The organism is Proteiniclasticum sp. (assembly GCF_032054185.1).
In the GTDB taxonomy this organism is placed as follows: Bacteria; Bacillota; Clostridia; order Clostridiales; family Clostridiaceae; genus Proteiniclasticum.
In genome coordinates this window covers 22804-42411 of record NZ_DAMBTF010000016.1, presented here as the reverse complement: position 1 = coordinate 42411, position 19608 = coordinate 22804, and the positions used below count along the sequence as shown (strand labels likewise).

Below are 19608 nucleotides of genomic sequence, written 5' to 3'. Positions count from 1 at the left end.
GAAAATAATTGATTACATATAATGCAGGTAACTATGACGTTATCGTTGTCGGTGCAGGCCATGCAGGCTGTGAAGCAGCCTTAGCATCTGCCAGACTGGGACTTAAGACACTGATGTGTACCATGAATATCGAAAGCCTGGCTTTCATGCCTTGTAATCCGAATATCGGAGGAACTTCGAAGGGCCATCTGGTAAGAGAACTTGATGCGCTTGGCGGAGAAATGGGCGTAAATATCGATAAAACCCTTATTCAGTCGAGAATGCTTAATACATCCAAAGGACCGGCAGTACACTCGCTAAGAGCTCAGGCAGATAAAGTCGAATATCAGAAAGAGATGAGAAAAGTCATCGAAAATACCGATAATCTTTTTCTCAAGCAGATCGAAGTAACTGACATCCTGACAGAGAGCGGTGAAATAAAAGGTGTCGCTACTCGCAATGGCGGAAACTATATGGGGAAGGCTGTTATACTCTGTACCGGTACATATCTGGCGAGTAAAGTCATCATAGGGGAAGCAAATTATGAAAGTGGTCCTAACGGTTTAGCCAGTGCAAAAATTCTTCCTGAAAACCTTCAGAAGATGGGATTTGAAATGCATAGATTTAAAACAGGGACTCCAGTGAGAGTACATAAGAGAAGTATAGATTTTTCACTTATGGAAGAACAGAAAGGTGATGAAAAAATCATTCCATTCTCTTTTGTTAACGATACATTTTTAGATGCACCTGTCGACCGGGAACAGATCAGCTGTTATCTGACTTATACCAATGAACAAACACACAAAGTAATCGATCGAAACAGAGATAGTTCCCCTATGTTCAATGGCAGCATTGAAGGTGTGGGAGCCAGATACTGCCCTTCCATAGAAGATAAGATCTACAGATTTCCCGATAAATCAAGACATCAGATATTTATTGAACCTGAAGGAAAAGAGACTAATGAGATGTATGTTCAGGGGATGTCATCATCCCTGCCCGAAGAAGTTCAGATAGAGATGCTTAGAACGATACCGGCTTTCAGAGACATCGAAATTACTAGAACGGGTTATGCCATAGAGTATGAAATGATCGATCCGCTCCAGCTGTTCCCTACCCTTGAATTCAAAATGATCCGAGGACTGTATGGGGCTGGACAGATTAATGGAACCTCAGGCTATGAAGAAGCAGCAGCTCAAGGGATTGTTGCTGGTATCAATGCAGCACTCAAAGTCAAAGGTGAAGAGCCTATGATCATCGACCGTTCACAGGGCTATATAGGTGTTTTGATAGATGATCTTGTCACTAAGGGAACAAATGAACCGTACAGAATGATGACCAGTCGTGCGGAATACAGACTGCTTCTGAGACAGGATAATGCAGATCTGAGACTGACGGATATTGGACGCCGGGTCGGTCTTGTGTCAGATGAGCGGTATGAGAAATACGTTTCCAGAAAGAAAATGATAGAAAGTGAACTGGAGCGATTGAAGAAACTTCAGATTACCGGAAAACGTGAAGTTAATGAACTTCTTGAAAGCAAAGGTTCTACTGAGCTGAAAAAACCTACTTCATTATATGAACTAATCAAAAGACCAGAACTGGATTACTTTAAAGTTGCTGAGCTCGATACTGATAGACCACAGTTAAGAATAGACATACAAGAGCAGGTCAACATTATGAGCAAATATGAAGGCTATATTAAGCAGCAGTTTGAAGATGTTGCTCAGTTCTCGAAATATGAGAAAAGAAAGCTTGATGAGATTGAAGACTACTTCAGTATTAAAGGGCTCAGAATTGAAGCAGCCCAGAAATTGAACAAGCTGAAGCCCATAAATCTGGGACAGGCATCAAGAATATCTGGAGTTAATCCTGCAGATATTACAGTAATTCAGATATTCTTAGAAACTAAACGTAAAAATAAGGGGGCATAGAATGTATTTTGATGTTATGAATCAGAGTACGGAAGCCTTAGGGCTCTCCTTTGACAGAAGTCAGTACGAACAGTTCATGAAGTATAAGGATCTTTTAAAAGAATGGAATGAAAAAATAAATCTTACAGCAATAACTGATGATGAGGATATTATCAGCAAGCACTTCATAGATTCAATACAGGCTTTCAAATTTTCAGAGCTTAAAAAAGCGAAAACAGTCATAGATGTTGGTACAGGAGCAGGATTTCCTGGTCTGCCCATAAAGATTATACAGAAGGATGTAAAACTTACACTTCTGGATTCTCTTAACAAGAGACTGAACTTCTTAAAGGCAGTAACACAGGAACTTGGAATCTCAGATGTAGAATTTATTCACAGCAGAGCTGAAGATGGAAGTAGAATACAGTCACTACGCGATACTTTTGATGTGGCAGTATCTAGAGCAGTTGCAAATCTAACTCTACTCACTGAACTCTGTCTCCCCTATGTAAAAGTAGGCGGATATTTTATAGCTTTAAAAGGTCCTGCTGTTGAAGAAGAAATTGAAGATGCCCGGTATGCTATACGGGTGCTGGGTGGAAAGATTCATGAAATAATCGAGGTTCATATTGAGGGAACAGATCTGAAGCACAATCTGGTTGTTATTCAGAAAGTTAAAAGTACACCACAAATGTATCCACGATCATCTTCAGCAATAAAGAAGTCATTGATCACTTCCAGATGAGCTTATACCAACAAAATTTGATAATGTTTCACGTGAAACAATCATGGATTAACTTCTATGTTTCACGTGAAACATTTTTTGTTTACTAAGTCATTTAAGTGCTTTGTAGTAAGTTGTAGGATTATTATATTCAAAAAGTGAACTTATTATTGGGAATGAACACAGCTTCAGTACCACTTCTAATGCAGTATGGATTGGCGGGTAAAGGTCACAACGGGATAAATTTTAACCATCAATACAATCTTAGTATTACGTCAGAATTTTCCCTGTCTGAGGTACAAGGCTTCTAATATTCTTAACTATTTACATTTACACAGGTAGAGCTCACAAAAAATAATTACCACATTGAAACTGTAAGTGATGATCGGGGAGTCGGAGAAGATTCTATTTTCTGTAGTTTTGCCGAGCTCCCAGATAATTTCCTGATCCGTAATAGTTTTGTGTCAGACAATTTTTCTTGCAATTGCATGACACATCTTGGGAATACTCAGAACTTTGCTTTATATAAACTTCCCATCATGATAAACGGATAGCTGTAATATTACGATTCAGTAGAATTCATCCAGATTGGGTGAAATACCACCTATATGAGACTACTTCCCATGTCAAATCTTGATCTATCAATGATAAATATTATTTAATATATTTATCAAAATAAAAAACGGTGACGATTCAGAGCAAACATTTTGCTGCATCATAATTCATAATCGGGACCATACTTAAGTTGCTTTGTTTAGATTAGTTCTATATTGAGTGAAAAGTTAAGATGCATCTCAATTTACATACAACTGGTGCAAATTTTATTTTTAGAAGTATCACCAATCTGTAAGCATCTCGCTTAAATTAATGATGATCAAAATGTATGTTTCACGTGAAACATTATGGTGAATATAACAGATACCAGGCATTTCAGCATTTAATCAATCAAAAAAAATAGATATTAAACCGATAGAGATTATTCTATGTCATGAATGTTTCACGTGAAACATCTCATAATAACTATGAAAAGAGTCTTATAAAGGGTATAATCAAAAATAAGCGTATTATTGAATTGATGAATAACGAGGAGCGATTTATGAAAATTGTAAGCATCTTCAATCAAAAAGGTGGTGTAGGTAAAACTACAACCAATATAAATCTTGCAGCATTTATAGCATTAAGAGGATACAAAGTACTGGTGATAGATATTGATCCGCAGGGAAATACTTCTAGTGGGCTTGGAATTGAAAAGGAAGAACTTGAGAATACCACATATGAACTGCTTCTAAGCGATATTTCAATCGCGGATGTCATTCACAATGTGGAGAATATAGAAAATCTGAAAATAATCCCTTCCAATATGAATTTAGCAGGCGCAGATCTTGAACTAAGTTATATGGAGCATAGAGAATCCATATTAAAAACTAAATTAGCTGCGTTAGAGGAGAACTTTGATTATGTGATAATCGACTGTCCACCATCTCTGGGACTTCTGACGATCAATGCTCTGACAGCTTCGGATACTGTTCTGATTCCTATGCAATGTGAGTATTATGCACTAGAAGGTATCAGTCAGCTGGTAAAAACTATCCAGAAAGTCAAAAAAGGATTAAACAAGAACTTAGAGGTTGAGGGTGTTGTTCTAACAATGTTTGACTCTCGTCGAAACCTGCAGATACAGGTTGCTGAAGAACTTAAAAGTTATTTCGGAGAACTTGTCTATGAGAATTCCATTCCTAGAAACATTCGATTGGCAGAAGCCCCAAGTTTTGGGCTTCCAATAGCACTTTACGATCCAAAGGCAAAGGGGTCTGAAGCATACTCTGATCTTGCAGATGAGTTTTTAAGAAAACAATCCCAGGAGGTAGTTAATGGTTAAGAAATTCGGATTAGGAAAAGGACTTGATAAGCTGATTCCCGAAGATGAAGAGAGTATAAATCTTTTAAGTATCAATAAAATTAAAGCGAACAAAAAGCAGCCACGAAAGTACTTTGATGAAGAGAAAATCGCTATGCTTGCAGAATCCATCAAAGAACATGGAATGATTCAGCCGATCATCGTTCAGAAAGATAATGATGACTACATCATCATAGCTGGTGAGAGGAGATGGAGAGCGGCCAAGAGGGCTAATCTTAAAGAAGTACCTGTAATCGTGATGGATATTGCAGAATCTGCAGTGCTTGAGATTTCTCTTATTGAAAATATACAGAGACAGGATCTTAACCCCATTGAAGAAGCAAATGCATACAAGAGACTTATCAACGACTTTGAACTTACTCAAGAAGAACTGGCAAGAAAAATTGGTAAATCAAGAACGAGTATCAGCAACACAATGAGACTGATTAATCTGGATGATCGTGTTCAGGACTTTCTCATTGAAGAAATCTTGTCTGAAGGTCATGGAAGAGCGATACTAGGTCTTGAGGGTAAGGACGATCAGTACCTGACTGCTCAGAAGGTAGTAGATGAAAATCTGAGTGTCCGAGAAACAGAACAGCTTGTTGCAAATTACTATCGTGTGAAAGCAGTACCAAGAAAAGTGAAACTTGATCCTTATTATAAAGATATTGAAAAAAGACTTGCAAAAAGCATAGGGACTAAAGTATTATTGAAACCGAAAGCGAAAAACAAAGGAAGAATAGAAATCGAATATTACAGCATGGATGATCTCAATAGAATACTGGATTATCTTAAACTGGAAGAACAGGAGTAGAAATGGACTACAATTCTTTATCGAATTACATCAATTACAATCTACCTATTATCATTCTTATTCTCGTAATTTTATTTATAGTAATAACCATTTTTTCAATCACTCTTCTCATATCTAACAAAAGGATGAAAAAGAGATACAATCTGCTGATGAAAAATGCAGATAAAAGTAGTCTGGAAGAAATGATCAGGTCTTATCAGCGCAAAATTGATACAAGCTATGTCGATACAAAGCTTGCCATTGAGGAACTCAAACTACTAAGTAATCAGATTAATCATTGTATCCAGAAAGTTGGAGTGGTCAGATATAAAGCATTTGAGGACATCGGAAGTGATTTGAGCTACAGTGTTGCAATGCTGGATAATAAAAATGATGGTGTTGTCATTACAAGTATATTCGGGAGAAATATGAGTACATCATATGCTAAACCAATCAGTAAAGGTACATCTAAGTATGCTCTTTCTGATGAAGAAACATTTGCGATGAACAAAGCACTTGGACTGGAAAAGAAGTAAAAAAAATCGATAGCCATTCATGATGATTCATGAATGGCTATCGATTTTTTTATCTAAGGTTGTCTGTCGGACTCGTTATGGAATGTATCAAGTACACCAACTGTCTGAAGTACCTTAAAGCCCACTACCATAAATATGAGAAAGAACATGCCCAGAACACCGGCCATCTTAAGTCCGATGAAAATCGCCATTATGGTTATGACTGGATTGATATTCAAACTGCTTGATAGTATCTTCGGTTCCCAAATATTTCTGCCAACTGCTACGATGATCCACAGGACACCAAGTCCAATAGGGATTGTAATGTTTCCCTGAGTGAAAAAGTATATGGCAAGGGGAACGTAAGCGGCTGAAACACCAAGTACCGGCATCAGATCCAGAAATGCTGTAATGATACCTAGTATCAGAGCATAAGGGACACCAAGTATTAAATAGCCTAGTGTTGAAATGACACCCGTAATCATAATAATAAGCAGATAGGACAATCCATATTTCAGAACCATATTTTTTCCTGCTGTGATGATATCTCTAAGTCTATCTTCCTGTCTGTCTGAAGTTGGCAGGTAATTATACAGGAAACCTGGATTTGTAAGAAACTTCTTCGTGAAGAAGAAGGAAACTACAACTGTAAATATAATGACGAGTAACAGATTCGGTAATCCTGAAACAGTATTGATTGCAAATGTTCCAACTACTCTTCCGATGGAAATGACGACATCTTTAAGTGAGTTTAAAGTTGAACTCAACATTTCACTTCCGGATTCAACGATTCCCGGATCAAGGCTCTGAATGTTTGAAGCGAGCCAGTCATACTGATTCTGAAACCATTTTACAATAACATCGTAATTGTTGTTGAAGTAGGTAACAGTATTCACGATCAGTTCGATCATCTGATTCACTAGTCGTATGGTGATAGCTGTTATGAGGGTGCCTATGGTCCCGTAGAATGTCAGGAGCGTCACCAGTATAATGAGGTTCTGATTTACTCTGCTTTTAGTCCAGATAATCAGTTTCTTTACCAGTGGGCTAACAATGGCGGCCACAATAAATGCGAGAACAAATGGTATGGTATAGGGTAAGGTTTTAATAAAGAGAAAAAAGGAAATGGTATAGACTACGAAATAGATCAGCATTTTATCATATTTTCTGATGTATGATTGTTTATAATCTTCCATGATTCACCTCATCTAAATATTTAAGTCCGGTAATTAATTGGTCTATCTCTTTCTCAGTGGTAAAATACCCGAAACTTGCTCTCAGACTTCCAGTGTTTCCTGTGCCTAGAGATTTATGCGCTAGTGGGGCGCAATGATAACCTGAGCGGGTGATGATGTCGAATTTCTGCTCTAGTATAAAAGCGGCTTCAGAATAATCAGACCCGGTAATAAGAAGAGAAAAATTAGGTATTCTGTTTTCAGCAGAATGGTACCCCATGATGCTGACAGAACGTATGCCATCCAGATTCTGGATAAAGTGACTCATTTTTTTAAGGGATTCAGAATATATAACATCTATTGATATGCTATTTATATACCTTACCCCTTCTAAAAGTCCCGCTATACCAGGAAGGTTGTGCGTACCTGCTTCAAATTTATCGGGTAAAAATAAAGGCTGTTCGAGACTCAATGAATCAGAACCGGTTCCACCTGTAAAAACTGGACTTAACTGCTCATTAATTCGATCATTAATGATAAATCCACCGGTCCCTTGGGGGCCCATCAGACCTTTATGACCAGTGAATGCTATTGCATCCAGATTCATCTCATCTAAAGTTACATTAATATAACCTGCACTTTGTGCGGCATCTGCGAGAATGAAGATATTCTTGTTATTAAGAAGGTGTCTGATTTCTCCAATTGGCTGGATCGTGCCCGTAAGATTGGATACATGACTCATGATCACCGCTTTTGTGTTTTTCTTTTCCAGTTCAGGAATCTTTTCGATGGCCACTCTTCCTTGGGCGTCACAAGGCAGGAGATCATAAGTGATTAGCCCTTCCTTGCGGAGTTTCTCCAATGGACGAAGTACGGAATTATGCTCCATCACTGACGAAATTATATGATCTCCAGGTTTTAATAAGCCGATAATCAGAGTATTAAGCGCTTCAGTCACTGATGACTTCAAGATGACATTTTCTGCTTTCAGGGCACCAAAAAGCTTAAGGAGTTCTATTCTGCAGTCTTCAATTATTCTGCCAGCAGACATTGAAACTGCATTTGCTCCTCTTCCCGGATTCCCTATTCCATTTTTCATTGTATTATACATGGCATCGTAAACACTTTGGGGCTTAATGAATGTTGTTGATGCATTGTCTAAATAAATCATTTTATTATCTCCCATTTCTACTTATAGATAATTATAAGGCATTCAAGGGCTAAAGGTGAGTATAATATGAAAAAAAAGTGCTTTTTCTATCATATTCAAAATTGCTTTAATTGGAATAGTAAAATAGGATTAGTGTATAATATGATACAATCTAATAATTATATGTGATGGAGGATTAAAATGGATTTTTATTTACTGGTTTTTAAGAATACCACTGATGCCCTTAAAGGAGAAGAAGAGCTGAAACAGAAAAAGATAGAGCATGCAGTATATCCAACTCCACCACAGATCCTTGGCAGCTGTGGAATCAGCCTGAGATTCACAAAAGATGAGCTTGATGTCGTAAGTAAGCTTATTGAAAAGGAAATGAACTACAAAGCTCTTTACAAACTTTCAAAGATGAGTATCATCAAAATCAAGGAGTATGATGTTAATTGATTAAAGAATATGACCTTGGTACGATTGTTCAGATGAAGAAACAGCATCCGTGTGGAAGCTATTTATGGGAAGTAACGAGATTAGGCGCAGATATCAAGATTAAATGCAAGGGCTGCAACAGAATTGTCATGCTGCCCAGAAATAAATTTGAAAAAGATGCAAAAAAAGTGATTGACGAAAAATAATATTTGCATAATGTAATCAGAAGTGATAAAATTTACTGATGTAATCCCCGCCATGAAAATCGTGGCCTTAGTCCGGGGGGAGGAGGTGACATGATGAGAAACTATGAAACTATTTTCATATTACATCCATCATTTGACGAGGAGGCAGTAACAGCTGCTGTAACTAAGTTCAAAGGTGTAATTGAAACAGAAGGTGGTATCATTGATAACGTTGATCTATGGGGTAAGAGAAGACTTGCTTACGAAATAGAAAAAGTTAATGAAGGTATCTACGTACTGATTAATTTCCAGGCAGAGCCTGAATTACCTAAAGAGTTAGACAGAATATTCAGAATTACTGACGGTGTAATCAGACATATCATCGTTAAACTAGACAAGTAAGGATGGTGCAGCAATGAATAAAGTAGTTTTAATTGGTAGATTGACTAAAGATCCGGAACTGAAATACACTCCAGGATCAGGTACTGCAGTTACAACAATAACATTGGCTGTTGACAGACGTTTCTCCAAAGACAACCAGAGAGAAGCAGACTTCATACCAGTTGTAATCTGGGGCAAATCTGCTGAATCCACTGCTCAGTATATGAGCAAGGGTAAATTAATGGGCGTTTCTGGAAGAATTCAGACCAGATCTTACGAAGCTAAAGACGGTGGCAGAAGATATGTTACTGAAGTTGTTGCTGAAGAAATCAAATTCCTGGAGTGGGGTAACAAAAACCAGTCCAATGAAGGCGGATTCCCAGATAACAACGATAACCAGGGGTATGGTGCATCATTCGAGGATATGACCCCGATTGATGACGGAGATATTCCATTCTAAACTAAAGGTAAGGAGGGAAAACCATGAGCAGAGAAAACTCATCAAGGGATTTTAAGAAAAATAATCCTAGAGGAAGAAGAGCGAAGAGAAAAGTTTGTTCTTTCTGTGTTGATAAAGTTGATCATATAGATTACAAAGATGTTTCCAAGCTTAGAAAGTATATTACTGAAAGAGGTAAGATTTTACCAAGAAGAATTTCAGGAACCTGTGCTAAGCATCAGAGAACTCTTACAGATGCAATCAAGAGATCAAGAAACATAGCGCTACTTCCATTTACACAAGATTAATGATTGAAACCGTGGTCCTCGGGATCGCGGTTTTTTGTCTATTTATAAAGAGAAATATGTGCTTAAAGTCATGGGTGTAATTAAACAACTACATTCATTATTGTAAGCATATATGATAGAATTTAGAGTATAATGTAATTTCAAAAAGTCCTAGTGCGACTGAATAAATGGAGAGTAAAATGAAAAATTTCGATAACACAAAAAAACTGGTCACAAGTTCAATACTCGTGGCATTAATGGTGATATTTTCGCTGCTTGGAACACTGCCTTTCTTCAGTACCATTTCACTGGCAGTTGCCCCGATGATAGTGGCTCTGATCTACCATAAAGGTGGAAGACTGAATGCACTTATCGCTTTTGTCGTTACACTGATTCTTACGTCGATACTGATCAATCCGATATACGGCATCACAATGACTTTACTGAACTATTCTATGGGTGCAGGCCTGGTTTTCATGATCGAGAAAAATATCAGCCCGCTGATCAATTTTATCGTGCTTACAGTAGCTGTTGCCGCTGGGTTTATCATTATGGTAGTGGTAGACATCAAACTGATCAGTAATCTGAGCATCATGGAATATATCGGTGTAATTGTGGATCAGATGAAGGCCTATGCTGATGAACTGATAAAGACATCCGAAGGTCTGGGACTGGAGTCCAATGGGAACGCATCAATAGAAGCTCTGAAAGCGATGGATGTAAAAACTATGGTAAACATGATTCCTTCCATGCTCGCTCTTTATTCCTTGGCTGCAGCAACATTCATTTATAAAATCTCAAATCTGGTATTTAAACGAATGAGAATTATTATAAAGCCTTTTCCTAAACTAAGCGAAATCAAGACAAATATGTTTGTCGTGATGGGTACACTTCTCCTCACTATGGGCGGAATAGGGCTAGTCTATCTTGGGGTGGAAATTGGTGAAGGCATTATGCTCATGGGGAATAACCTGTTCACCATATCCGGAACTGTCGGCGGAATATCTCTGCTCAGTTATTACATGGAACATAAGATGAAGTATCCTGCGGTTTTCAGAATTCTTATTCTGTTTTTCATCCTGTCTTCAAGCCTTGTTTCTGTTATTGCCATAGTAGGTATAATAGACAGTGCCTTTGATTTCAGAAAACTGAGCGAAAATGGTCTTTATACCATACTGAAAAGCAAAACAAAAAACACTAAGCAATAATCTCATTGAAATGAGGAACAGGTATGAAAAAATACTACGAGTTCAGAAAAATTGATTTTCTATACAGCCTGATTATTACCGCTGCAATTATTGCATTGTACCTTACGGGAGAATGGATTGTTGCTTCAGGTCTCTTTATTGTGTTCATTATCATTCTGTTCTATCTGAACTCCCGAAATACATATAAAAAGAAGAAATGGGAAAAATTTGTTGTGAATATGATTTCGAAAATGTCGAAGTCCACGGTTCAGACTCTGGAGCAGACAAACATCCCCATCATTCTCCTGAGAGAAGGTGGAGAAATTATATGGTACAACAAAGAATCACTTGAACTGTTTCAGGTGAAAAATCACAATTTCCAGCTAGCCGACATCACGCAGAAAAATAGAGAAGAAATTCTTATGCTCACGGAAAGCGGATTTGTCGAAGTAAACATAAAAGATAAAGAGTACCATGTTATGGTCATTCCAGTAGAGCATAAAGAAAATGAGTTTCATGAAAAACTGAGGGTACTCATTTTCAATGATGTATCTATTCTCAGAGAAGCTGAAACAAAGCTCTCTACTGTTGTGTCCATTGAAATCGATAATTACAGCGATCTTATGAGCAGTATAGATACAGAACGCAAACCGTTTCTTCTGGCTGAAATCGAGAATTTCATCTATTCCTACGGACATGAGATGAAGGCGATGGTCAGAAAGTATGAGACCAATAAATTCATGATGGTCATTTCGGAGTATCATATCAATGAACAGATGAGAAAGAAATTTCCCGTAATTGATGCCATCAAGAATATCGACCAGGGCAATTCCATCGAGCCTACCCTAAGCATTGGTGTGGGCAGAGGAGGAGCATCACCTGAGGAGAATCAGAATCTCTCTAAAGCTGCAAAGGAACTGGCTCTTGGTCGTGGCGGTGATCAGGTGGTCATCAAATCGCCGGACAATCTTTCCTTCTATGGCGGTTCTTCCAAAGAAATCGAGAAAAAATCAAGGGTGCGTTCAAGAGTTGTTGCACATGCGCTGAAAGACATTATAGAAGAGAGCAATAAGATCTATATTATGGGTCATAAAAACCCTGATATGGACTGCTTCGGTGCAGCTGTCGGGATAAAAGTCATCGCTAAGGGTCTTGGCAAGAAGGCGATGATCATAAATGAAGAACCCTACCTGAATATCATGCCCATCTACAATAAAATCATTGAAATTGAAGAGTACAGAGAAGACATCATAAGTATTCAGAAGGCTCTGACAAAAATAAAGCCTCAGGATACACTGATCATCGTGGATGTCCATGCGAATAATTATGTTCTGGATCACACGGTTGTAGAAAAGTTTGAGAAGGTAGTGATCATAGATCATCATAGAAGAACTCCGGAACAGATTACAGGAGCTGTGCTTTCTTATATTGAAACCTACGCTTCTTCGACTTCTGAACTCGTCACCGAACTCATACAATATACATTTGAGAAACCGGATATGAAAATCATTGAAGCCGAAGCGCTGTTTGCGGGTATTCGTGTGGATACGAAGAGCTTCACCTTTAAAACAGGTGTAAGAACCTTTGAAGCGGCATCATTTCTGAAGAGACAGGGAGCAAGAACTGTAGAAGTAAGAGAGATGTTCGCCTCTGATCTGGACAGCTATAATCAGAAAGCCGAAATCATCAGACAGGCAGAGATTGTTGATAAGATTGCATTGGCAAAGGTTTATGAAATCGAAGACGTTCTGCTGTCAGCACAGGCTGCAGATGAACTTGCTAATTTTAAGGACATTAACGGTGCTTTTGTTTTAACTGCGCAGGATAATGATATAATAATCAATGGAAGGTCACTAAAAGAGCTCAACGTTCAGATGATACTGGAAGAACTTGGCGGTGGCGGACATATGACCATGGCAGGTGCAAAGCTTGCAGATACGGATATGGACACTGCTGAGGAGCTGCTTATGGAGGCAATCAATAAACATAGAAAAGAGGAGAATAGTTTATGAAGATAATACTGCTTAAAGACGTTAAGAATATGGGTAAAAAGGGAGATGTGCTGGAAGCATCCGATGGATATGCCAGAAATTACCTGTTCCCAAGAAAGCTCGCTCAGGTGGCAACAGATGAAAACCTTCATATTGTTAATCTCAAGAAAGAAAATGAAAGAAGAGTAAAGCTTGAAGAAACTGAAGCTGCTCAGAAACTTGCAGATACAATGAGAAACAAAGAACTGATCGTCAAAACCAAAGTCGGTGAAAACGGCAGGCTTTTTGGTGCAATCACAAATAAAGATGTAACTGAACTCATCAACAAGACTTTCAACACTGAGTTTGACAAAAAGAAAGTCCTGATGAACACCATCAAGCTTGTAGGAAGCTATGATGTGGAAGTCAAGATTTATCCGGAAATCAGTACAAAGCTTAAGGTAACTGTTCAGGAAGACTAAAGGAGCGTAAATTTGAGTAATTCATTAAATAGAACTTTTTATGAGGATAATGATATCCTCGCTGAGATCAATGTTCAGCTCGATATTCTGGAGAATGTTCTGGATAAGGGAGCAGTCAAGACAAGAATCAGCAAATACAAACTGAAAAAGCACATCGATGGAGATACCTTACAGAAGGCATATGCGGTCAATCTTATCGCGTCCGACGGTCTGTCGAAGCTTACCATGCCTGATGAGGACAGTATTGTGGAGATGATAGAAGATACCAATAAATGGATTTCGGAAATCATCGCAAGAAACTATATCCAGCGTAAAGTCGAAGAAGAAGTAGAAAAAGAACTTATGGAAAAACAGGATAAGTACATTGATGAGATGAGACTGAATGTCCTTCGTAAAAAAAAGGGTCCTGAAAATGCCAAAACCAGAAAGAAATTTGAAGAACTTCAGGCTCTTGATGAAAAGCATCTGACTAAAAATCTGCAGACGTTATTACGACCTGAAAAATTCAGTGAAATCATCGGTCAGGAAAGAGCGATCAAATCTCTGCTCTCCAAGATTTCCTCACCATACCCTCAGCACATTATCCTATACGGACCTCCAGGTGTCGGTAAGACGACGGCAGCAAGAATCGCCTTAAATGAAGCCAAGAAACTGAGTGCTACGCCTTACGAGGAAAGTGCAAAGTTTGTGGAAGTGGATGGTACCACACTGAGATGGGATCCAAGAGAAATCACAAATCCCCTGCTGGGTTCTGTTCATGATCCGATCTATCAGGGAAGCAAAAGAGATCTTGCTGAAGGTGGTATTCCTGAACCGAAACTGGGCCTTGTAACTGAAGCGCATGGAGGCGTCCTGTTCATAGATGAAATAGGAGAGCTGGATGATATCCTTCAGAATAAGCTCCTCAAGGTTCTTGAAGACAAAAGGGTGGAATTCTCATCCGCATATTATGATCCGGATGATGACAATACTCCACAGTATGTCAAATATCTCTTTAATAACGGTGCCCCTGCAGACTTTGTCCTCATAGGCGCAACAACCAGAGAACCTGGAGACATCAACCCCGCATTAAGATCAAGATGTACAGAGGTCTTTTTTGAACCGCTAACATCAAAGGATATACAGAGAATCGTTGTGGATGCGGCCAGAAAGCTTCAGATCGACCTTGAGGATGGTGTAGCGGAGCTTATATCCAATTACACCATTGAAGGCAGAAAGGCCATAAATCTCCTTGCAGACGCCTATGGAGCAATCCTCTATGAAGACAGAATCGTAGATGGAGAAAGGGCGCTGGTCCTTTTGAAAGATGTGGAGGAAGTCATCAACATTTCCCGTATCACACCCTATGAAATCAATACCAATGATAACGAATGGGAAGTAGGACATATTTATGGTCTGGCGGTTTCAGGATTCGTAGGATCCACTCTGGAAATTGAGACCATGGTCTATGAAGCGAAAGAAACAGGCAAGGGTGTAGTCAGATTCAATGATACAGCAGGCAGCATGGCAAAAGACTCGGTCTTCAATGCCGCTTCAGTCATCAGAAAGATTACCGGAAAGAACATGAGTGATTACGATGTGCATGTCAATGTCATCGGAGGAGCCAAAATAGATGGACCGTCAGCGGGAGCTGCCATCACGGTATGCATCATATCCGCACTGCTCAATAAGCCGATCAGACAGGATACTGCCGTGACAGGTGAAATTTCCATTAGAGGAAAAATCAAACCTGTAGGCGGAATATTCGAGAAGGTTTACGGAGCAAGAAGAAAAGGAATAAAGCATGTTGTCATGCCTTATGACAACAGACACGATATCCCTTCAGGGCTGGAAGACATCAAGGTTACGCCTGTTAAGAACATTGAAGATCTGTTAGAAATATTACTGAAGTAAGGAGAGCTGATTCATGGAGAATAGACCGCTGAGAATAATGCCCAATAACCAAGAAGCAGAGCAGTCTGTCATTGGTTCCATGATACTGGATAAGAACGCTATTGCCACTGTGCTGGAACAGCTCCATGCGGATGATTTCCACAGAGATGGACACAGGATCATCTTCCAGGCTATTTTAGACCTGTTTACACGGGATGTGCCTATAGATCTCGTCACTCTTGCCGACCATCTCAAATCCATCGATAAGCTGGACTATGTGGGCGGAATCTCATATCTGACAGAACTTGCGTCCTCTGTTCCGACAACTTTGAATCTCTCCTCCTACAATAAAATTGTTTCAGATAAAGCCATGCTGAGAAGGCTCATCAGAGCCTCCACTGAAATCATGGACGACAGCTATACCAAGCAGGATGAAGTGGATGTCGTCGTAGAAGATGCGGAGAAAAGAATCTTCAACATTGCCGAAAAAAGAAACACCGGCGGCTTTGAACCCATAAGCACTATCCTTGAAAGAGGTTTTGTCGAAATCGAAAGAATCTTCAACAACAAGGGTACAACAACTGGTGTATCAACACCCTTTCCTGAACTGGACCGTATGACGTCCGGATTTCAGAAAGGCGATATGGTGCTTATTGCTGCGAGACCTTCAATGGGTAAGACGACTTTCGCGTTGAACCTTGCAGAGTATGCAGCACTTAGAGAAGGCAAATCTGTTGCCATATTTTCTCTTGAAATGTCTATGGATCAGCTTGCTTATAAGTTCTTATGTTCTGAAGCGAATGTTGAGCTGACAAAGCTGAGAAACGGTGATCTGGACGACAAGGACTGGGAGAATATTGCAAGAGCATCCGGACCGCTTTCTCAGGCAAAGATCTATATCGACGACACCGCAGGTATTTCTGTCACTGAGATGAGATCCAAGTGCAGAAGACTGAAACTTGAACACGGCATTGATCTCATCATGATCGACTACCTTCAGCTTATGAGCGGAAAAGGAGAGAGCAGACAGCAGGAAGTATCCGAAATCTCGCGTTCCATCAAAGCACTGGCTAAGGAAATGTCCTGTCCTGTAATTGCACTGTCTCAGCTCTCAAGAGCGCCTGAACAGAGAGCCGACCATAGGCCCATGCTTTCCGATTTAAGAGAATCAGGCTCCATAGAACAGGATGCCGACCTTGTTATGTTCCTGTATCGTGATGAGTACTACAATCAGGATACAGAAGATAAGAATATTGCAGAATGTATTATAGCCAAACAGAGAAACGGTCCTGTGGGGACCATCAAGATGGCATGGCTTGGACAGTTCTCTAAGTTTGCACGACTGGATATGGTTCATCAGGATTATTGATCATAAATAAGATTTTCCTAAGGTCTGATGATATCAGACCTTTTTCTTTTTTATTATAGAATGTATAATAAAGATACCAGATAAATTAATCAATGCTCATATTGGATGTCATTCGGAGGTAAGTTTTGGGGAGATATCATAACCAGATCAAGGAAAAGTCGTATGGAGCTGTTGTCATCAATGAGAATAGAGAATTCCTGCTCATCAGACATAAGAATGGGGAGCACTGGGATTTTCCGAAAGGTCACAAAGAAGAAGGCGAATCCGACAGAGAGACTGCCATCAGGGAAGTGCTTGAAGAGACAGGACTGATGGTTAGGATTATTGAGGGGTTCAAAGAAAAGACAAAGTATTCACCTAAGCCAGGTGTAGATAAGACAGTAACCTATTATCTGGGATTCTCCATGGGGAAGGTCATAATTCAGGAAGAAGAAATTATGGAATTTGAATATCTGCCATATGATCAGGCACTGGAGAGAATCACATTCAACGAAAGCAAGGAGGTCATCCGTGCAGCTAAACAGTTCATCGATACCTATCTTCAGGCTAACGACGACTGATTTAATTCGTATATATAAATAGAAGAGAGAACAGGGGATATCAGATATCCTTCTGTTCTCTCTTCTATTTCATTCCGCTTTTATGACTCGTGATATTCTTCTTTGCGTTTTCTTAGTGTCGTTCTGACGTAGGTGAAACCTGCCACAAACCCGAGTGCTGCCGAGAAGAAGAGAAAAGTTATGCCTAATGGTTTGTTGAAGAGCAGAGTGTAAATGCCTATATAGAAGGAAAAGGTGACAAATTTTCCAAGCTTGTTTGCCGGATTTATGATTCCCCATTTATATACGATGATTCCTCCGAGAATCATTGCCACTTCCTTGATGCCCACAAGAATGAGAATCGTATAGGGAATGATTCCTGTTATTGCATAGGATATCAGTACCGTCAGGAGCATAAGCTTATCTGCAAGAGGATCCATAACCGTGCCGAATGGAGTGACCAGGTTATTTTTTCTTGCCAGATATCCGTCTAGGAAATCTGAGAATCCTGCAGTAAAGAAGATGATTACTGAGTATAGCAGATTTTCTTTCGGATTTCTGAAGTAGACATAAATGAAAATCGGAATCAGAAAGATTCTGAATAAGGTAATGATATTAGGCAGATTCATATTGCTTGTTTTTATTTTTTTATTCATACCATCTCACCTCATCAATCAAGAAACCTATGATCAGTCTTCTCAATTCCTTTTTTTTAGTTAAGTATATTATATCGAAATAGTCTGTATTTGTCCTGAAAACTCGCGAAATATCAGGATTGAGCAGTATCTGATCGAACATATGTATTGAAAAAACCTGTACATTCCACATAAATACAGATGCTAAAGTTCGTATTTACAAAACCGTTCACCTTAGTTCAGATGATAAATAAAAAATTGATGTCATTGTCCGTTTCTGGTAAGATGGTACTGGTAATTTGAAATGGAGGAATGAATATGTCAACTTTAGTGATATTAGGTGCTCAGTGGGGAGACGAAGGTAAGGGAAAGATTACCGACTATCTGGCTGAAACAGCAGAAGTCGTTGTGAGATTCCAGGGTGGAAATAATGCAGGACATACGGTGGAAGTAGGAGATAAGCAGTACAAGCTTCATCTTATTCCATCAGGGATCATCAACGGAAAGAAACTGAACATCATCGGAAATGGTGTTGTTTTAGATCCGCTGGCATTCTTCAGTGAACTGGAATACTTAAAAAACATGGGATTGTCCATAAATGAAGAAAATCTCATCGTAAGTGATCGAGCAAATGTCATTATGCCTTATCATAAAGTTCTGGATCAGCTTAAAGAAAAAGCCAGAGGCAAGAATGATATCGGTACTACGGGAAAAGGAATCGGGCCGGCATATACAGATAAAGTGGAAAGATCAGGAATCCGCGTTTGTGATTTATTACATCCTGAATCACTGAAGGAAAAGATCACTCAGAACCTCCAGGAAAAGAACCAGTATATCGTCAAAATCCTAGGCGGAGAAGCCATTGATCCGGAACTCGTATATGAAGAATATCTTGCTCTTGGTGAACGTCTGAGACCTTATGTGAAAGATACCTCAGTTGTTCTTTATAATGAAATCAGAAAGAACAGGAAGATACTTTTTGAAGGCGCGCAAGGTATGCTTCTGGACATCGATTATGGAACATATCCGTTTGTAACCTCATCCAACACCACCGCCGGTGGCGTTGCGTCAGGCTCTGGAATCGGACCGAATTCCATTGAAAAGGCAATAGGTGTTACTAAAGCCTATACCACTCGAGTAGGTAAAGGACCATTCCCGACTGAACTTGAAGATGAAACAGGCGAATGGATCCGTGAAAAAGGACATGAGTATGGTACTACAACTGGAAGAAGCAGAAGATGCGGATGGTTGGATCTTGTTATCGTGAAGACATCTATAAGAGTCTCAGGACTGACGTCACTCGTTCTGACCAAGATTGACACTCTGGCAGGCCTCGAGAAGATAAAAGTTTGCGTGGGCTATAGACTTGATGGAAAGGTGATCGACTATGTCCCTGCAAGTCTTGTTGATCTGGCAAAGTGTGAACCGATCTATGAGGAGTTCGACGGCTGGGACAACAGCGTTTCTGACGCTAAGAGCTACGAGGAAATGCCTGAAAATGCGAAAATCTACATAGAAAGAATCGAAGAGCTATTAGAAATCAGATGCTCAATCATTTCAGTTGGACCACGAAGAGATCAGACTTTCCAGAAGAACGATCTGTAAAATTACAATCTGATGAAACTGTACCGGTCACAAAGGGGGCTCTCCGCTTTGTGACCGGTTTTGTCTTATGACA

20 protein-coding genes are annotated in these 19608 nt (G+C 39.4%); 17 read left to right on the top strand and 3 right to left on the bottom strand.

What is annotated here, in order from left to right:
- Positions 1-8: 8 nt before the first annotated feature.
- The 5 genes from mnmG (at position 9) to RTX25_RS09945 (ending at position 5842) form a co-directional block, all read left to right on the top strand.
- Positions 9-1910, top strand: coding sequence for a tRNA uridine-5-carboxymethylaminomethyl(34) synthesis enzyme MnmG (gene mnmG / locus RTX25_RS09965; protein WP_312653233.1), 1902 nt, complete (start codon positions 9-11; stop codon positions 1908-1910).
- 1 nt (position 1911) lies between these two features.
- Positions 1912-2634, top strand: coding sequence for a 16S rRNA (guanine(527)-N(7))-methyltransferase RsmG (gene rsmG, locus RTX25_RS09960; RefSeq protein ID WP_312653231.1), 723 nt, complete (start codon positions 1912-1914; stop codon positions 2632-2634).
- A 1075-nt stretch (positions 2635-3709) separates the two neighbouring features.
- Complete coding sequence (locus RTX25_RS09955) at positions 3710-4492, top strand: ParA family protein (protein WP_312653229.1); 783 nt, start codon at positions 3710-3712, stop codon at positions 4490-4492.
- Entirely contained in the window at positions 4485-5327 is an 843-nt protein-coding gene (locus RTX25_RS09950; protein WP_312653227.1) for a ParB/RepB/Spo0J family partition protein, read from the top strand. The genes RTX25_RS09955 and RTX25_RS09950 overlap by 8 nt, the downstream gene beginning before the upstream one ends.
- Before the next feature lie 2 nt (positions 5328-5329).
- A complete protein-coding gene (locus RTX25_RS09945) occupies positions 5330-5842 on the top strand; it encodes a DUF4446 family protein (protein ID WP_312653225.1) in 513 nt (170 codons plus the stop codon).
- A gap of 53 nt (positions 5843-5895) precedes the next feature.
- Here RTX25_RS09945 and ytvI read toward each other — a convergent pair whose 3' ends face one another.
- Together ytvI and RTX25_RS09935 are read right to left on the bottom strand one after the other, a co-directional pair.
- On the bottom strand, positions 5896-7017 hold the full coding sequence (gene ytvI, locus RTX25_RS09940; RefSeq protein WP_312653223.1) for a sporulation integral membrane protein YtvI: 1122 nt from the start codon (positions 7015-7017) through the stop codon (positions 5896-5898).
- Complete coding sequence (locus RTX25_RS09935; protein WP_312653221.1) at positions 7004-8167, bottom strand: aminotransferase class V-fold PLP-dependent enzyme; 1164 nt, start codon at positions 8165-8167, stop codon at positions 7004-7006. Before RTX25_RS09935 ends, ytvI begins: the two co-directional genes overlap by 14 nt.
- Before the next feature lie 180 nt (positions 8168-8347).
- Between RTX25_RS09935 and RTX25_RS09930 the strand changes: the two genes are divergently transcribed.
- The 11 genes from RTX25_RS09930 to RTX25_RS09880 all read left to right on the top strand — a co-directional run bounded on the left by RTX25_RS09930 (position 8348) and on the right by RTX25_RS09880 (position 17316).
- Positions 8348-8605, top strand: a complete 258-nt coding sequence (locus RTX25_RS09930; protein ID WP_312653219.1) for a DUF3343 domain-containing protein — start codon at positions 8348-8350, stop codon at positions 8603-8605.
- Positions 8602-8790, top strand: a complete 189-nt coding sequence (locus RTX25_RS09925; RefSeq protein WP_312653217.1) for a DUF951 domain-containing protein — start codon at positions 8602-8604, stop codon at positions 8788-8790. The genes RTX25_RS09930 and RTX25_RS09925 overlap by 4 nt, the downstream gene beginning before the upstream one ends.
- A 93-nt stretch (positions 8791-8883) precedes the next feature.
- Entirely contained in the window at positions 8884-9171 is a 288-nt protein-coding gene (gene rpsF / locus RTX25_RS09920) for a 30S ribosomal protein S6 (RefSeq protein ID WP_312653215.1), read from the top strand.
- A 13-nt stretch (positions 9172-9184) separates the two neighbouring features.
- Positions 9185-9610 carry a single-stranded DNA-binding protein gene (locus RTX25_RS09915; protein WP_312653213.1) on the top strand — a complete coding sequence of 142 codons (426 nt, stop codon included), beginning with the start codon at positions 9185-9187 and terminating at the stop codon, positions 9608-9610.
- 23 nt (positions 9611-9633) lie between these two features.
- Positions 9634-9897, top strand: a complete 264-nt coding sequence (gene rpsR, locus RTX25_RS09910) for a 30S ribosomal protein S18 (protein WP_312653211.1) — start codon at positions 9634-9636, stop codon at positions 9895-9897.
- 179 nt (positions 9898-10076) lie between these two features.
- Positions 10077-11084 (top strand): DUF2232 domain-containing protein, encoded by a 1008-nt coding sequence (locus RTX25_RS09905; RefSeq protein WP_312653209.1) that lies wholly within the window; start codon positions 10077-10079, stop codon positions 11082-11084.
- A 23-nt stretch (positions 11085-11107) separates the two neighbouring features.
- Positions 11108-13075: a DHH family phosphoesterase gene (locus tag RTX25_RS09900; protein ID WP_312653207.1), complete on the top strand. Its 1968-nt coding sequence runs from the start codon at positions 11108-11110 to the stop codon at positions 13073-13075.
- Positions 13072-13515 carry a 50S ribosomal protein L9 gene (gene rplI / locus RTX25_RS09895; RefSeq protein ID WP_312653205.1) on the top strand — a complete coding sequence of 148 codons (444 nt, stop codon included), beginning with the start codon at positions 13072-13074 and terminating at the stop codon, positions 13513-13515. The genes RTX25_RS09900 and rplI overlap by 4 nt, the downstream gene beginning before the upstream one ends.
- A 12-nt stretch (positions 13516-13527) precedes the next feature.
- Positions 13528-15408, top strand: a complete 1881-nt coding sequence (lonC, locus tag RTX25_RS09890; protein ID WP_397428541.1) for a Lon family ATP-dependent protease — start codon at positions 13528-13530, stop codon at positions 15406-15408.
- 13 nt (positions 15409-15421) lie between these two features.
- Positions 15422-16756: a replicative DNA helicase gene (locus tag RTX25_RS09885; protein WP_312653204.1), complete on the top strand. Its 1335-nt coding sequence runs from the start codon at positions 15422-15424 to the stop codon at positions 16754-16756.
- Between the two features lie 125 nt (positions 16757-16881).
- A complete protein-coding gene (locus RTX25_RS09880; RefSeq protein ID WP_312653202.1) occupies positions 16882-17316 on the top strand; it encodes an NUDIX domain-containing protein in 435 nt (144 codons plus the stop codon).
- Between the two features lie 80 nt (positions 17317-17396).
- On the opposite strand, the gene pgsA is transcribed toward RTX25_RS09880, so the two are convergent.
- The gene (gene pgsA, locus RTX25_RS09875; RefSeq protein WP_312653200.1) at positions 17397-17951 is read right to left on the bottom strand and encodes a CDP-diacylglycerol--glycerol-3-phosphate 3-phosphatidyltransferase; all 555 of its coding nucleotides are present in this window, start codon (positions 17949-17951) and stop codon (positions 17397-17399) included.
- A gap of 297 nt (positions 17952-18248) precedes the next feature.
- On the opposite strand from pgsA, the gene RTX25_RS09870 reads away from it, so the two are divergent.
- A complete protein-coding gene (locus tag RTX25_RS09870; RefSeq protein ID WP_312653198.1) occupies positions 18249-19535 on the top strand; it encodes an adenylosuccinate synthase in 1287 nt (428 codons plus the stop codon).
- The last annotated feature ends 73 nt before the right edge of the window (positions 19536-19608 follow it).

Bases quoted from the DNA above. Each gene is read 5' to 3' on its own strand.
- RTX25_RS09915 (WP_312653213.1), top strand. From the start codon at position 9,185: ATGAATAAAGTAGTTTTAATTGGTAGATTGACTAAAGATCCGGAACTG.
- RTX25_RS09930 (WP_312653219.1), top strand. From the start codon at position 8,348: ATGGATTTTTATTTACTGGTTTTTAAGAATACCACTGATGCCCTTAAA.
- RTX25_RS09955 (WP_312653229.1), top strand. From the start codon at position 3,710: ATGAAAATTGTAAGCATCTTCAATCAAAAAGGTGGTGTAGGTAAAACT.
- RTX25_RS09900 (WP_312653207.1), top strand. From the start codon at position 11,108: ATGAAAAAATACTACGAGTTCAGAAAAATTGATTTTCTATACAGCCTG.
- RTX25_RS09935 (WP_312653221.1), bottom strand. From the start codon at position 8,167: ATGATTTATTTAGACAATGCATCAACAACATTCATTAAGCCCCAAAGT.
- rplI (WP_312653205.1), top strand. From the start codon at position 13,072: ATGAAGATAATACTGCTTAAAGACGTTAAGAATATGGGTAAAAAGGGA.
- RTX25_RS09950 (WP_312653227.1), top strand. From the start codon at position 4,485: ATGGTTAAGAAATTCGGATTAGGAAAAGGACTTGATAAGCTGATTCCC.
- rpsR (WP_312653211.1), top strand. From the start codon at position 9,634: ATGAGCAGAGAAAACTCATCAAGGGATTTTAAGAAAAATAATCCTAGA.
- RTX25_RS09870 (WP_312653198.1), top strand. From the start codon at position 18,249: ATGTCAACTTTAGTGATATTAGGTGCTCAGTGGGGAGACGAAGGTAAG.
- RTX25_RS09905 (WP_312653209.1), top strand. From the start codon at position 10,077: ATGAAAAATTTCGATAACACAAAAAAACTGGTCACAAGTTCAATACTC.
- ytvI (WP_312653223.1), bottom strand. From the start codon at position 7,017: ATGGAAGATTATAAACAATCATACATCAGAAAATATGATAAAATGCTG.
- rsmG (WP_312653231.1), top strand. From the start codon at position 1,912: ATGTATTTTGATGTTATGAATCAGAGTACGGAAGCCTTAGGGCTCTCC.
- rpsF (WP_312653215.1), top strand. From the start codon at position 8,884: ATGAGAAACTATGAAACTATTTTCATATTACATCCATCATTTGACGAG.
- RTX25_RS09945 (WP_312653225.1), top strand. From the start codon at position 5,330: ATGGACTACAATTCTTTATCGAATTACATCAATTACAATCTACCTATT.
- pgsA (WP_312653200.1), bottom strand. From the start codon at position 17,951: ATGAATAAAAAAATAAAAACAAGCAATATGAATCTGCCTAATATCATT.
- RTX25_RS09885 (WP_312653204.1), top strand. From the start codon at position 15,422: ATGGAGAATAGACCGCTGAGAATAATGCCCAATAACCAAGAAGCAGAG.